The sequence below is a fragment of the Blastococcus sp. VKM Ac-2987 genome (genome assembly GCF_026967805.1).
GTDB lineage: Bacteria > Actinomycetota > Actinomycetes > Mycobacteriales > Geodermatophilaceae > Blastococcus.
Genome location: NZ_JAPVBG010000001.1, coordinates 517,407 through 531,168, shown reverse-complemented (window position 1 = coordinate 531,168; position 13,762 = coordinate 517,407). Strand labels below are relative to the sequence as shown.

Annotated in this window: 13 protein-coding genes and 1 tRNA gene; 7 read left to right on the top strand and 7 right to left on the bottom strand. The window is 66.6% G+C overall.

The genetic code is table 11. The features are described from left to right. Positions 1–279 precede the first annotated feature (279 nt). The 5 genes from O2W17_RS02580 to O2W17_RS22245 form a co-directional block, all read right to left on the bottom strand. Entirely contained in the window at positions 280–804 is a 525-nt protein-coding gene (locus tag O2W17_RS02580) for a hypothetical protein (RefSeq protein WP_269190828.1), read from the bottom strand. Between the two features lie 12 nt (positions 805–816). Further along, positions 817–2,145: a toprim domain-containing protein gene (locus tag O2W17_RS02575; protein WP_269190827.1), complete on the bottom strand. Its 1,329-nt coding sequence runs from the start codon at positions 2,143–2,145 to the stop codon at positions 817–819. Continuing rightward, the gene (locus O2W17_RS02570) at positions 2,142–2,636 is read right to left on the bottom strand and encodes a DnaB-like helicase N-terminal domain-containing protein (protein ID WP_269190826.1); all 495 of its coding nucleotides are present in this window, start codon (positions 2,634–2,636) and stop codon (positions 2,142–2,144) included. Before O2W17_RS02570 ends, O2W17_RS02575 begins: the two co-directional genes overlap by 4 nt. Continuing rightward, positions 2,633–3,115 carry a hypothetical protein gene (locus tag O2W17_RS02565; RefSeq protein ID WP_269190825.1) on the bottom strand — a complete coding sequence of 161 codons (483 nt, stop codon included), beginning with the start codon at positions 3,113–3,115 and terminating at the stop codon, positions 2,633–2,635. Before O2W17_RS02565 ends, O2W17_RS02570 begins: the two co-directional genes overlap by 4 nt. A gap of 174 nt (positions 3,116–3,289) precedes the next feature. Continuing rightward, complete coding sequence (locus O2W17_RS22245; protein WP_442864494.1) at positions 3,290–3,523, bottom strand: helix-turn-helix domain-containing protein; 234 nt, start codon at positions 3,521–3,523, stop codon at positions 3,290–3,292. Between the two features lie 606 nt (positions 3,524–4,129). Between O2W17_RS22245 and O2W17_RS02560 the strand changes: the two genes are divergently transcribed. Then, positions 4,130–4,588: a restriction endonuclease gene (locus O2W17_RS02560; protein WP_269190824.1), complete on the top strand. Its 459-nt coding sequence runs from the start codon at positions 4,130–4,132 to the stop codon at positions 4,586–4,588. A 53-nt stretch (positions 4,589–4,641) separates the two neighbouring features. On the opposite strand, the gene O2W17_RS02555 is transcribed toward O2W17_RS02560, so the two are convergent. After that, positions 4,642–5,355, bottom strand: coding sequence for a hypothetical protein (locus O2W17_RS02555; RefSeq protein ID WP_269190823.1), 714 nt, complete (start codon positions 5,353–5,355; stop codon positions 4,642–4,644). A 109-nt stretch (positions 5,356–5,464) separates the two neighbouring features. Between O2W17_RS02555 and O2W17_RS02550 the strand changes: the two genes are divergently transcribed. From O2W17_RS02550 to O2W17_RS02535, 4 genes are all read left to right on the top strand, one after another. Beyond that, on the top strand, positions 5,465–6,463 hold the full coding sequence (locus O2W17_RS02550) for a hypothetical protein (protein ID WP_269190822.1): 999 nt from the start codon (positions 5,465–5,467) through the stop codon (positions 6,461–6,463). Positions 6,464–6,579: 116 nt separating this feature from the next. Continuing rightward, positions 6,580–6,930 carry a histone-like nucleoid-structuring protein Lsr2 gene (locus tag O2W17_RS02545; protein ID WP_269190821.1) on the top strand — a complete coding sequence of 117 codons (351 nt, stop codon included), beginning with the start codon at positions 6,580–6,582 and terminating at the stop codon, positions 6,928–6,930. Positions 6,931–7,129: 199 nt separating this feature from the next. Continuing rightward, positions 7,130–8,383 (top strand): hypothetical protein, encoded by a 1,254-nt coding sequence (locus O2W17_RS02540; RefSeq protein ID WP_269190820.1) that lies wholly within the window; start codon positions 7,130–7,132, stop codon positions 8,381–8,383. A 357-nt stretch (positions 8,384–8,740) separates the two neighbouring features. Further along, entirely contained in the window at positions 8,741–9,385 is a 645-nt protein-coding gene (locus tag O2W17_RS02535) for a hypothetical protein (protein ID WP_269190819.1), read from the top strand. A gap of 644 nt (positions 9,386–10,029) precedes the next feature. Here O2W17_RS02535 and O2W17_RS02530 read toward each other — a convergent pair. After that, positions 10,030–11,967 (bottom strand): alpha/beta hydrolase, encoded by a 1,938-nt coding sequence (locus O2W17_RS02530; RefSeq protein WP_269190818.1) that lies wholly within the window; start codon positions 11,965–11,967, stop codon positions 10,030–10,032. 183 nt (positions 11,968–12,150) lie between these two features. On the opposite strand from O2W17_RS02530, the gene O2W17_RS02525 reads away from it, so the two are divergent. Then, on the top strand, positions 12,151–13,605 hold the full coding sequence (locus O2W17_RS02525) for an amidase (protein ID WP_269190817.1): 1,455 nt from the start codon (positions 12,151–12,153) through the stop codon (positions 13,603–13,605). Positions 13,606–13,655: 50 nt separating this feature from the next. Continuing rightward, a tRNA-Pro gene (locus tag O2W17_RS02520) sits at positions 13,656–13,729 on the top strand. The last annotated feature ends 33 nt before the right edge of the window (positions 13,730–13,762 follow it).

The window sequence follows — 13,762 nt, the reverse complement described above, 5'->3', positions numbered from 1 at the left end:
TGGAGCAAGCCATCAGGTGATGACTCGATGCGCACCTCCACTCTGCAGGTGCATCCCTGGGTCCGAACCCAAGCCTTCGCCAGCTTCTTCAACTCCTTCTCAGTCATCCTCTGATAGCCCCTCTCTCCTCGTTCCCCCGCCTATAGGCGGGGGGGAACGAGGGAAAGGTCTGGGGAAAGGAGGAGGGAACGCTTGGGAATGCTTGGGAAAGTCCTGGTCGCAAGTGGGAAAGGTATGGGAAAGCCTGGGGATAACTCGATGGGAAAGGTATGGGAAAGGTCATTGGTTTTCCCTTCCTCCAGGGAACGGTTTGAGCAGGGCAAAAGTGACCGCGGCACCATCCTGCTGACGATGCAAATAGCCCTCTTTAGCGAGGATGTTCAGGGCCTCGGACTTGGCCTTGTTGTTGCCTTGAACGTTGCGGAGGATGTCCCCGGTGTTGGGAATCCGGGGCTTCTGCCCTTCAATCCAGTCGCTGATGCGCTGCATCAATGTTGTGGGCCAAAACTCACCTGGTGTGTCCAGACCCTCTGGAGTCGCGATGCGGACGTGAACGTACGATCCATCGTCATTGGCATGCACCAGCAACTCGCCGACGGCCTTGCCGAGGACTGAACCTTTTCGGACCCAGCCGTTCTTGTCCTTGACGACAGAGATCTTGGACATGCCCTTCATGCCTCGACCGAAGGGCATGATGTTTTCCAGCACGTAGGAAGCCCCGTCGATGGCTGCCAGCTTGTGCTGGCCTCCGATGGAATAGCGCCCACGCGTGTCCTTGCTCTTGGTGACGTGGTCTAGGAGCACGACGGCTGGCCCCTATTTCGCTATGGCTTTGGGCACGGCCGTCATCCAGGCACGGATGTCCTTATTGGCCTCGGGGTCTAGGTCGCTCGAACCCATGGCGTCGGTGACACCGTCGATGACTACAAGGGTGATCTCCGGCTGGCGGCTGATCTCCACAGCGAGTGCGGCGGCCGCGGCCGGGGTCAACGGTTCTGTCGGTTGCATGTAGATGAACCGGTCCAGGATGGCCTGATCCTCAACACCGAGGGCCTGGACTTTGCCAACGATGGACAGGGGCTCGTCCTCGTGGTCCAGGTAGAGGACTCGGTTCCCTTTGCGCAGCTCACCCTTGACGGCATGCAGCGCAAACCAGGTCTTGCCAGCCTCGGGTTCCGACTTGAGGTCGTGGACCTTGCCTGCATAGAACAGGTGCTGACCGTCCTCACGATCACAGATGACTGGTTGGGGGGTGCCCTGCCCTTTGAGGGCTTCGGTCAGGTCGACGCGCTGCCATGACGTGGCCGGAAGTTCGTCATCTGACGACCCATCGACCGGGGGCTCGAAGTCGGACGGTGGCGGGAGTCCCGATATCGACTCGCTCGCGCTGGCCTCTAGGTCCACCTCGACGAACGTTGCTGGTGTGCCGTCTTGAGCCAGGTGGTCCGCCGCATCCTTGCCCTGAGCTGCCTCGACGACGCGCACCGTCTTCGCTACACCCTCGAGGCTCTTCGCGATGTCTCGTGCATGTTCGCGTCCCGGGCCGTCCCTGTCCGCGACGATGACTACCTGGGCGCCCCTGAGGAACTGCACGTACTCCGCGCGCCACTTCCCAGCGCCACCGATGTTGCAGGTGGCCACCTCGCCGGCGCGTACCAACGCGTCAGCGTCCTTCTCGCCCTCGACGACGTAGATCGTGCGCCCACTGGCCGCAGCCTCCATGACCTCCGGGAGTCGGTACAGCACTCGACGGACATCGTCGAGGACACCTTTCCCGGTCTCGCCGTTGGGGCCGACAGGACGGAAGGTCTTCTTCTCACCCTTCAGGCCGGGCTGGAAGCGGGCGACGCTGCAGAGCAGCTCGCCGGCCTCGTCGGTGTACGGGTAGGTCGCGACGACTTGGGGGCGCTCTTGCTGCCGCGGTAGTGGCGTGTCGAAGAAGTCCTGAGGACTGAGGTCGAGCGCGGTCGTGATCTGTTCGAACGTGCAGCCCGCTTGGCACTTCACCAGGACTTTGCCGTCGCCTGGCGTCACGCTAAGGCTCGGGTTGCTGTCATCGTGGGCTGGGCAGAGGTAACCGGAGCCCTTCTTGGTGAGCCGGCCCGTGACGCGCTCCCACGCCGTGCTGTTCGCCGCCCCCGTCATGCCTCCAGACCTGCTGTGTCAGGGCGTTCGGTGGTGTTGTGTGTGGTTCTCTGGACGAATCGACCCAGGGCCGGGCCGCGCTGCAGCTGTCGGAGCTGGCCGAGTCGCTCGAGCAGTCGCCGGCGTTCCTCTGCCGAGCGGACCACTAGCTCCGCACACCGGTGGACTCGCGTGGTGCTGGGTGTATCGAGGGCCAGCTGCTCAAGCTCCATGAAGGACGTGTCCGTCAGCACAGCGACCGCACCGACTCGGACGTAGGTCGACTGGCGAAAGCGGTCGACCTCCATGAGGTCCGGACGGGGAGCGAGCTCGATGTCGCCGAGGCTCTTGCAGGCGGCGAACATGCGTCCCAGCGTCAAGTCGTAGAAGTCGTCCTGAGCGACCCCTTCAGCAATGGCCGCTGTCATTGCGGCGCTGGCGATGCATGCGCCAACGACGGCGCGCTCAGCGACGCGATCATGGGGGAGCGGCGTCGAGGCTGCGGGCCTCACGAGTGATCGCCTCCGTCGCCGACCAGGTAGATCTGCTGAGCCACCTCATCGCCGAGCAATTGCTCTAGGCAGCCCAGCTCCCAGGCCTCCTCAAAGAGCGCCACGGTGTGAGGCACGGCCAGGGTCGCGTCGGCCGCTACGAGGTCCCCGAGGAAGTCGAAGTCAGCGAGTGCCCGCTCGATGGCCGGGCGATTGGACGGCCCAATGCCTCGATCTATGAGGCGTGCCTCAAGCGTCTCTTGATCGAGTATCGCCAGATAGAGCGAGTAGTGGCTCGTGGCATAGATCGTCCGGAGCGGTCGCCGTCTATCCACTCTGACGAGTTGGACGTCGTCTGCGCAGATCGTGTCGGCGAGTTGCCGTAAGGGGGAGCGGCGGAGGTCGAAGAACTGCACCCCCTTCTGCTGGTAGCCGTAGGCAATCGCGTTCCAGCGGGTTCCCCGGTAGTTGCTAGTCGGCCGTCTCAGCCAGTCAGGCAAGTCTTCCACCGCGGCTCGGCCAGCTCGATCTAGTTCGTCCATGCGTTCGGCGATGCGCCGACCGTGGGAACCAAGGAGTGATTCACTGTTCATTTGTTGATACTCTTTCTGTGGCTTGCGAAGCTGGTATTGATGAACTGGGACCCCTTCTCTTCGGAGAGGGGGTCTCGTGCTTTAGGTCTTTGGGTGCGATAACCGCATGAGCTGTCGCCCGGGATCGAGCTTGAGCCGCTGGCATATGTCAATGAACCGCGGGTAGCCCGGCATGACCTGCTCACCCTCGTAGCGCGATAGCTCTGACCGGCTCACCCCCAGGTGGCGAGCAAACTCTGCCTTGCTCATATGGCGCCGGGTTCGCTGTTCGCGCATGAATGCGGCGAAACGACTCTTGATCTCTGCGTTGGTCACGTTAAGGAAAGCTAGCAAAATTGAGTCGGCAATGTTGCTTATGAGTCCCAATGGTGTAGACCATGTCGAGGGGCTCCGCTCCGGGCCTGCAGTTGGCGCATGACGAACGGTGAGGATGGATGAAGCGAAGATTAGGAGACTGGATATGGACTCGACGTCTGAAAGCGGGCGAATGGCGACTCGCTCGTGCCGGGACAAGCTGGTGAGCTGGCCGCCGACGCGTTTGAGGCACAGTCACCGGCCAGGCGATTACGCCGGCGACTGCCTTCTTTGCATGGACCGAGAGCGAGAGCGAGACGATGCCCGCGACGGCGCCCGTTTGCTTGCTGCGTGGGGAGCGAAGTGACCGGCTCGAACGTCGACAGGTGATTCGGATGGCCCGGCTGTCTCTTTACCGCGACGGAGTTCTCCCGGTGCCGAGGCTGTGTGACCGTGTCGAACGGGCCGGTCACGCATACTTGCCCGCAAGCCAGCACGTGAGGGAGGGCCGAGCCGGTGGGGCGACGAGGGCGCAGGGAGAGGCTCCCCGACGGGGAAGGTCCACTGGGAAGACCCCTCAGCCACCAGGACTATCGCCAGGCCGCCCTGGATGCTGCAGCTGAGCGCTTGGCCGACTGGAAAGAGGTACAGCTCTACGGTCGGGAGCGCGATCGGGCAGCGGATCGCCGTCATCGCCGTGAGGCGCCGGCGCCCGCGGGGCGGCTCGTCAGGACGGCCCGCGATGCGGAGCTTGTAGCGGCTGAGTGGATGGAGTACCTCGGCTACAGCAACGTCAGAGTCACTCCCGTCGGCGCAGATGGCGGTGTCGATGTCAGCAGCGATGAGGCCTACGCCCAGGTCAAGGCTAAGACAGCACCCACCGGGATCTCGGACATACAACGGCACTTCGGCGTCTGCCAAGCAGCTACCCGGACGCCACTGTTCTTCTCCCTGGCCGGCTACACGACTTCGGCGATGCAGTGGGCGGAGCGGGCTCGCATGGCCCTCTTCAGGTTCGACCTGCAGGGACAACCCGAGCCGGTGAGCGCGACAGCAAGAGACATCGTGGACTCAACGGCGTTGTGAGCCAGCCGCCGAAGGCAGGTGGCGGGTGTCGACTATTTCCCGGTCAGCGACGCTCAACGATGGGTCGCTGAGAGGGCAATCGAGACGTCGTTTCCCAAAGTCGGGTCAACGTGTCGATGGAGGCCAAGCTCGACTATCCGACCATCGCGAGGGTGCCACTGGAGCCCCGGCTTGCTGGCGCCCAAGATGCTGTCCAGGGCGTCGATCGTGGGCTTCCACAGGTTGAGCCAGTTGCGTGTCGGTCCCACCGTGAAGCTCAGTTCCAGGCTCACCGGACCAGCGGGTAGCGCTTCGACGCCTTGTAGTTGGTCGTGGATCTGCTGCTTGTAAGCGCTACTGCCGCTTGATGCCGTTGTGCGAACTCGGATCCAATCGCCTGATGGGGGAGCGGGAGCGACCCTGACCGCCTGCCCGACGCCGATGAACGAGGTCTCCGCTCGCTCCTTGGTTGCCCAGGCAGTCGCGAACTGACGGCCGCTGCTCAAGCTCAACCGCATCGCTAGGGGAAACAGGTAGTTGTCCAGGTCGTGCTCGTTCAGCAGTTCGACCTTGGAGGGCAGGCCTACGTCCAACCGCAGAGCCAGAGGGTCAGGTAGCTGAGCGAGGTCCGCGCCGACCAGATGCACAGCGTGTGCCAAGAATTCCTCCACCTTGGCCTGATCCGGGTGGTCAGCCGCCATCCAGCTGGCGAGGCGTGGAGCCACCTGCAAGGGGACAAGGCCGGACTTGAGCGCGGCGAAGGCCAGCGGCTGAGCCGACATGGTCACGACGGTACTGTCGAAGTGCCTAGAACTCCGCTGTGGAGCCATAGGACGGCGATGCTGGCACGGTAGGACCGCTGTAGCCACGGGCGGCACTAGGTGACACGGTGTTCCTGTGCCGAACCCGTTGTTTTCCAGTTACCGCACCGGTGAGAACCGCGTAACCAGTTCAACTCTCGCGGTGTTCGAGCGCGTAGATCTTGCCTTGGTGCAGGAAGTCCTCGAGGCGGCGACGAACGCGGGGACGGAGCTGACGACCGTCACCTTCGAGAACCAGGTCGTCCAGAGCGGTTCAGTCCCCGATGCGCGGATCAGTTCACGCTTCGTCTGGTGGTTCGAAACCAAGACGGTGAGGGGTAGCTACAGCGCGGAGGGCCATGACCGGACCCAAGTGCGCAAGCATGCCGAGCAGCTCGAGGGAGCTCCAGAGGCTTGGCTGTTCGTTCTGACACCAGACCCGGTTTGCCCGGGCTGGTTCGACAACCTCGATGGCGTCGATGAGTCGGTGCGGGGACGGGTGCTCTGGCTTGGTTTCCTACAACTGGCCGAGGCCATCCGTGCCATCATCTCTGACCCCTCACGGCTCGTTGGTGAGCAGACGCGGTTCCTACTCATGGAGCTTGTCGCCTTGTACGAAGCCGAGGGGCTGCTTACCAACGATGACACGGTCATCGTGGCAGCTCGGAGGGCGTGGCCGGAGTACCAAGTGACAGGCGCCTACGTCTGTCAGCCTGATCGCGTCTTTCGCGAGGGTCTGACGCACTTTGGCTTTTACGCCGAAGGTGCGATACAGCCGCTCGTGCCGCGAATTCTGGAGCATCTGCCGTCGGTGCTATTCACAGCAGCTGAAGCGAACGCCCGCCGGGCTAAGGGCGAGCAGCGACTCGGGGATCTCATCGACCTGCTGTTGGCGAACGGCAGCCGAGTGGCAGGCGACACCTATGGAGTCTTGCTGCTCACCCCTCCGCATGACCCAGCTACCACGGTGTTGCCCGAGGTCATCAAGAACGACACTGTAACCGCAGCCGGAAGGAACTGGGCTTGGACTCTCGGGCAGCGGTACACCCGCCTCGATCGTCTGACCAGCGGAGTGAAGAGGACGAGCCAGCTGTAAGGGCTGAAACGCTGGTTCGTGCTTGGACAAGCCGGGGGATCTGTCTCGCGGATCTGTGAACGGATGGCGAGAGCGGTGAAAGCCCGCCAACTGGAACTACGACGAAAGGCATCTCTGTGGCGCGCAGGACCCGGATCGTCCTCGAGGACGATCTGAGCGGTGAGGTACTGGACGAGGGACGCGGGGAGACGCTGAGCTTCGGCTTGGACGGTCAGTCCTACGAGATCGACCTGTCTGGCGAGAACTCCGCTGAGATGCGCGCATCGCTGAAGCGATACGTCGACGTGGCCCGCAAGGTCTCCTCGTCACGACGGCGTGACGTGGGGAGGGCGCCGCAGCGATCCGCGAGTGGCAAGCGGATGGACACCACGGCGATCCGCGAGTGGGCCCGAGCTAACGGGCACGAGGTGTCCGACCGAGGTCGAGTTACAGCTTCGGTCGTTCAGGCCTACGACGCCGCGCACTGACGTCGCGCCGCTGGCCGGCCTGCGTCGGCCCGTGGGGCCAGAGGAGCACCGGCACCTGTCTGTTCTGGGCAGGCCGCAGCACCTAGTGCCGTGTCAGGCATCCTTCGCCCTGATGGAGGCTGCAGGGCTCCTGCAACAAGGCGGGCAGCCGATTCTCACCTCTAGGCGCAGCCGTTCACGGCGAGCACCATGCATCCTCATGGGGGAACGACAGTCAGCGCAACGTCTTGAGCGCCCGCCGTGGCGCCTCAGCTTGGCCGCGGGCTTGATCGGGCTTGCCAGTGGCGTCGCTGCCAGCACGTTGAGCACGGACTTCCGGTATCGCGGCGTTGCAGGCGCGGTGGTGCTTGCCGCGGTCATGTACCTCACGGAGTGGCTGCGGCGGCTCCACCCGCAGGCGCCGATGGTGCGTATCACCACGTGGGCCCTGCTGGCAGCATCAGCGATGGCGGCGATAGTTGCCGTCGCGCTTTGGGACGGACACTTGTCGGGCTATGCCACGCTCGCGGCCGTTCTTCTGGCCACCACGGCAGTGCTTATTCCCACCCAGGTTGCGGATGCATTCCTCGTGCTGCTCGGGATCGCTCTCATTGGCTGGGCGGTAATGTGCGTTGGCGCTGGCGTGTGGCACCTGCGCTTTGTAGGTGGACCGGATTCGATGCCGTTCATCGGCGGGGGGGTGACATCTTTTGGGTACGGGATGGCCGTCCTTCTAAGGAGTGTTCCACTAGCCGGAGTGGCAACCATTCTGCTAGCGATGACATTTGTCAGCGCGGGGTTGATAGTCGAGGAGAGCCAATACTTTGGGGGGTCTCGATCCGCGGTGTGGCTTATCGGGTGGGGGGCGGCAGTTTTCGGATTAGGGGTGGCCGCCCTACGGAGGAGCGTCCTGTTGACCGGGGTGGCCGTCATTGTCGCCGGGGTGGTGGTCATCGGTTTTGGGGTAACGACTCGTCCGATGGGCGCCATTCTGGTCGCTGGGCTAGGTGGTGCCAGCTTCGTCTTCTTGGGCGTGTTTATCCTCTACTTCCGTGACGATGTGCGCGAAATCCTGGCCACCGCTCCCGATTGGAAGTATCTCTACCCCGGGCTGACCTTGGTCAGCGTAGGCGCGACTTCGATCAGACTGGGGGTCGACATCGAGCGTTCGCCCACCATCCCGCTGGTGGGAAATGTGGCCCAAATCGGCCTTGGGGTGGCGTTGTTTGGCCTCGGAGTCCTTTCAATTCGGCGGGCCGGCGCGTTCGCGTGGGTTTCCGCCTATCTCCGGTCCCTTACCGGCGCCCCTCCCGGCGATGACAGTTTGACCGCGCCTGCTGCAGTTTCGGCCCGTGATCGCTCGGTGGCTTCCCCTACGCAGGGCAAGGCCTCTGAGCCGCCACCGTTCCCTTACCCGCAGGGCAAAGCCCCTGAGCCGCCACCATCAGGATCGGCATCGGCCCCACGGCAGTGAGGCCGGCTATGTCGAATCTGAACCCACTCTGCAGGCCATGCCGTCGGTAGCCCGACCGCCAAACTGTCCTTCAGTGAGCCGCTCGGGGCGAAGGTCAACCGCCGCGCGGCCCACAAGATGATGGAGTGGGAACTTTCGACGGACACCTTCAAGGCCCAGCGAACAACGGATCAGATCATCGAGGGCACCCCCGAGTTCCCCCGCGGCCTTTCCGCTGTGCGGGTAAGGGGCCCGAAGCCGACGCCCAGATGCCGGCCATCCGCCCCAGCAGCAAGCCCCGAGGCCCCGCTGTAGAGCTGTAGACCACCGCGGCACCCAGGAGGACACTGGCCCCGACCCTGAGGGCAAGGAGCCAGCGTGGACGAGGCAACTCGGCGCCTGTTTGAGCTGAACGACGAGGCCGACGCCCGCGCCCTCGAACACCGCGCGGCTATCGCCGCCGGCTTCTCAGAGGAGTCCCTGGTCCAGCAGGCGGCTGCAGTCGAGCAGGCCCAGCTCGACGTGCTCAACCACCTAGAGGCCCACGGGGACGAGATCAAGGCTGACATCGAGTCCCAGGCGCGCGAGCTAGGGGAGCTGCGCGAGGAAATCGCCAAGCTGGCCGTGGAGCGCGATGACGCACGCGAGCAGGCGGGCGAGGCTCAGGACGAGATCAAGCAGCTCAACCAAGAGTTGCGCCACCGATCCGAGGAGCGAGATGGGCTGCGAGCCGACCTTCACCTCGAGTACGAGGTGAACAGCAGCTTCGATGCGGCCATGAATGACGAGGCACCCCGCTTGGGCGCCGAAGAGCAGCCGATGAGCCGACGGGCCGCGGTAGAGGCAGAGCTAGAGGCCAGAGATGCGGTGATCGACTACGCCGCCGAGCCCGGCCAGCTGCTCACAGACGTGGTGGAAGCCCACGAGCGCGCCACAAAGACCCGTAAGAGCTTGGGAGTCACCGACGCCGAGTTTGAGGCAGCCTGGTACGCCCGAGAGCAGAACAGGGGCATGGAGCGCTAGAGCCGGGCGAAGCCCACCACGGCCATCAGCGGTTGCCGCTGGTGAGGCGCGCAACCTCGCATCGGGGGGCGCCTACGTGAACGCGTAGGACACGGTGCAGCACGGCACTCTTGGTGGTCCGCAGTGGTCCCGTCGTCGGCTGACGCTCGAACAGGTCGAAGAAGTGCGTCGGCTGCACGACGAAGCTGGTGTTTCGTGGGCTGGTCTCTCTGGCTGCTACCGAATGTCCGCTACAGCAATCATGCGCAACGTGCGTGGCGAGACCAGTCCGTACGACCGGCCCGGCAAGAGCCAACGCCGGGTAACACCGCCCGCGACCGCCACACCTGAGGAGCTGGGGGGGCAGGAGCGCCACCCGGAGGACACGTGGAGGGTCGTCCCGCGTGCCTAATTCGTGCCTAATGCAGAGGCCAGTTGCGGTTTTTGGCGGTCAACAGCGGTCAAGGCTGGTAGGCACATCGCACGCCGCTGACCTGGCAAGTTCGGTGAATCAGCAGGTGAGTGGCGGGGTGCTTATACCTAGTAGACCCGTCTTGGAAGGCTGGGGCTCTACCATTGAGCTACACCCGCGAGACCTGCGAGAGGTCCGCGGGAAGCCTATCGCGGCCGTCGCCCGCCGACGGGCAGGGGACCGGGCACCCGGTTCAGGACAGCGGGGCGAGCGCCTCGACGGCCGGCAGGAAGATCAGCCCGCGGTGGACGTCGTTGCGCGCGGGGCTCGTCGTCATCTGCACCAGCAGCAGGCCGTCCGGGCCGTCGGCGAGCGCCAGCTCGACGCTCTGCCCGAGGTCGTCCAGCCGGTAGAGCTGCCAGGTGAACGACTCGGTCGCCAGCTCGCCGACCGGCTGGGGCGGCTCACCGGTGCCCAGCTGTGCGCCGACCGTCTGGAGCAGCTGCTCGGCGGTGGCGCCGGGCACCACCCGCTGGACCAGCGACGCCAGGACCGACTCCTGCCACACGCCGGGGATCACCTCGGTCCAGCCCTCCGGCCGCAGCCCGGTGAGACCCAGCTCCTCGCTCTCGAACGACGTCATCTCGACCTGGATGTCGTCGGCGGTGAAGGCCGGGGCCTCGATGTCGTCGACGCAGCCGGTTGCCGGCTCGCTGCCCGGGTCGTCCAGGAACTCCACGGCGATGTCCACCGCGCACTCGTGGCTGGGCAGTGCTCCGTGCCCGGTGAACGGGAACCGGACGAAGAAGCTGTTGGGCAGCTCCGCGGCGATCTCCTCACCCCAGCGCGGAGGCGTGATCGGGTCCAGGTCGCCGGCCAGCACCAGCGCCGGGATCTCGCTCGTCACCGGGTCGTTCGCCCCCTCCCCGGGCTCGCCGGCGTCCCACGAGGCGCAGACGTCGAAGACGCCGGGGCCCAGGGTCGGCGCGCCCTCGAAGAAGCCCTCCACCAGCGGGTGCTCGGCGGCGGCCGCGGCGACGTCCTCCTGGGAGCCGAAAGCGACCTCCTCCTGGCACTGCACGGCCAGCTGCTGCCCGATGCTGACCAGCTCCAGCTGCGCCGAGAGTGCGCCGAGGAGCAGGCCGATCGTGCCGAAATCACCGTCGTCCGCGGCGGTGATGATCTCCGGCAGGTGCGGAACCAGCTCGGTCGAGTAGAGGGTCTGGAACAGGAAGCCGACGAGCGAGTTGCCGTCGAGCTCGTCCTCGATGCGCTGCCCGTTCGTCGGGTCCACCACGGTGATCGGCGCCGGCGAGGCGTTCAGCTCCTCGACCAGGTTCGTGAACGTCTGCTGGAGGTCGGGGTACTGCGCGGCGCACCCCGGGTCGTCGGCGCACGTGGCGAACAGGGCTTCCATGGCCCGGACGGCGTTGCCCGGCGTCTCCTCGTACAGATCGGCGTCGACGGGGTAGGCGGCGTCCAGCACCACCGACCGGATGCCGTCGGGGTGGTCGCGCAGCGCGGCCTGCGCCAGCCGGGTGCCGTAGGAGATCCCGTAGAGGTTCCACTCGTCGTGGCCGAGGGCGACCCGCAGGTCCTCGAGGTCGGCGGCCGAGGCGGCGCTGTTGTAGTCGGCGAAGTCGACGCCCTCGTCCACCAGGCGCTGTCGGCAATCCTCCAGCGACTGCACCGCCTGGGCCTCCAGCTCCTCCGGCGGCAGGTCCGAGCCCAGTGACTCCCGTACCCACGAGCTGTACTCGTCGCAGGCCAGCGACGGCTCGGTCAGCCCGGTGCCCCGCTGGTCGACGAGCACCAGGTCCCGGTTCTCGGTCAGCGGCTCGTAGATCGCGCCGAACGCCTGCGGCACGAGCTCCAGCGTGCTCTGCCCCGGCCCTCCCGACAGGTAGACGACGGGGTCCTCCGCCGGGCTGTCGGCGCCGCTCCGGACGACGGCGAAGGCGAGCTGGATCTCCCCGGCGTCGGGGTCGTCGCGGTCGGCCGGCACGGGCAGCCTGCCGCACTCGATCTCCACGCCCGCCGGCACCTCGAACTCGCAGGCGCCCATCTCCACGTTGCCGGCCGGAGCCGAGGGGGAGGCGTCGCCGCCCGGAGCGTCGTCCTCGTCGCCGCTCGTGCACGCACCCACGAACAGCAGCGGAACCAGGACGAACGCTGCTCGACGACCGGCCACGGTCCGCTCCCTGTCCGTCGGAGCACCGGACCCCGACCGCCTCCGCGGAGCACGACGCGTGCCCCGACCTCGTAGGTGATCCAACTACAGATCGCCGGGACGGCGCCCCGGGTCCGGGAACTGGACGCCGGCTCGTGCTCGCCGTCGCCGTCGCCGTCGCCGTCGGCCGCTAGCGTGCGCGGCGTGACCGAGACCACGTGGCTCGACGCCACCGCGCAGGCCGAGCTGGTACGCACCGGGCAGGCGAGCCCCGCCGAGCTCGTGGACGCGGCGATCGAGCGCGTCGAGCGGGTCGACCCGCAGCTGGACGCGGTGATCCGGAACCGGTTCGACGCCGCGCGCGAAGAGGCTCGCGGCGAGCTGCCAGCCGGTCCCTTCTGCGGCGTCCCGCTGCTGCTCAAGGATCTCGGCTGCCACGTCGCCGGGGAGGAGACCAATTACGGCACCTCCTTCCTCCGCGACGCCGGATACCGCTGGCCGACCGACAGCTACCTCGCTCAGCGTTTCCGTGCAGCGGGCTTCGTCGTCCTCGGCCGCACCAACGTGCCGGAGTTCGGCACGACGATCAGCACCGAGCCGGCCGCGCAATCCCCGGCCCGGAACCCCTACGACACGAACCGCTCCACGGGCGGTTCCAGCGGCGGTTCGGCGGCCGCGGTCGCCGCCGGGCTGGTGCCGGTCGCGCACGCCAACGACGGCGGCGGATCGATCCGCATCCCGGCCGCGGAGTGCGGGCTGGTCGGCCTGAAGCCAACCCGGGCCCGGGTCAGCCAGGGGCCCGACGTGGGGGAGGGGTGGGCCGGCGCCACGATCGACGGCGTCGTCACCCGCTCGGTGCGGGACACCGCCGCCGTCCTGGACGTCCTCGCCGGACCGATGCCCGGCGACCCCTACGTCGCACCGCCGCTGGCGCGCCCGCTGGCGGGGGAGGTCGGCGCGCCGGTCGGCCGGTTGCGGGTCGGGCTGCTCGACGTGGCGCCGGGGGAGCAGTACCTGGACGACCCCGCGTGCCGGGCCGCCGTGGAGCAGGCCGGGCGGCTGCTGGAGGAGCTCGGGTGCGAGGTCGGGCCCGGCATGCCGGAGGCGATGTTCGACCCGCAGTTCCCGCGCTTCTTCACCACCACGATCGCCGCCGACGTCGCCCTCACCCTCTCCGCGCTCGAGCGGGGTGCGCTCGGCCGTCCGATCGAGGACGGCGACCTCGAGCCGCGCAACGTCATGTACCGCGCCGTGGGCCGGAAGCTGTCCGCCGAGGACTACGTCGGCGCGCGGATGTGGCTGGGGAGGTGGACCCGCCGGATGGCCGCCTTCTGGACGCCGCGCGACCAGGGCGGCGAGGGCTACGACCTGCTGGTGACGCCCACGCTCGCCGCGCGGCCACCGGAGCTGGGCTGGCTCACCGACGCCGGGCCCAAGCAGGAAGGCCGGCGGATCAACAGCCTGATGCCGTTCACGTCCCAGTTCAACGTCACCGGTCAGCCGGCGATCAGCCTGCCGCTGCACTGGACCGAGGAGGGCCTCCCGATCGGCGTCCAGCTGGTCGCGGCCTTCGGTCGCGAGGACGTCCTCGTCCGGGTGGCCGCCGCGCTGGAGGAGGCGGCTCCCTGGTCGGACCGGCGTCCTGGCGTGTCCGCCTGACGGGTTCCCGGGAGGGAGCCCGGGCGGAGCGGCCTAGACTCGGGCCGCCACGGGGTGTGGCGCAGCTTGGTAGCGCACCTGCTTTGGGAGCAGGGGGCCGCAGGTTCAAATCCTGTCACCCCGACCGGAGGCGCGGGGTGCCCGCATCCCGCCACCG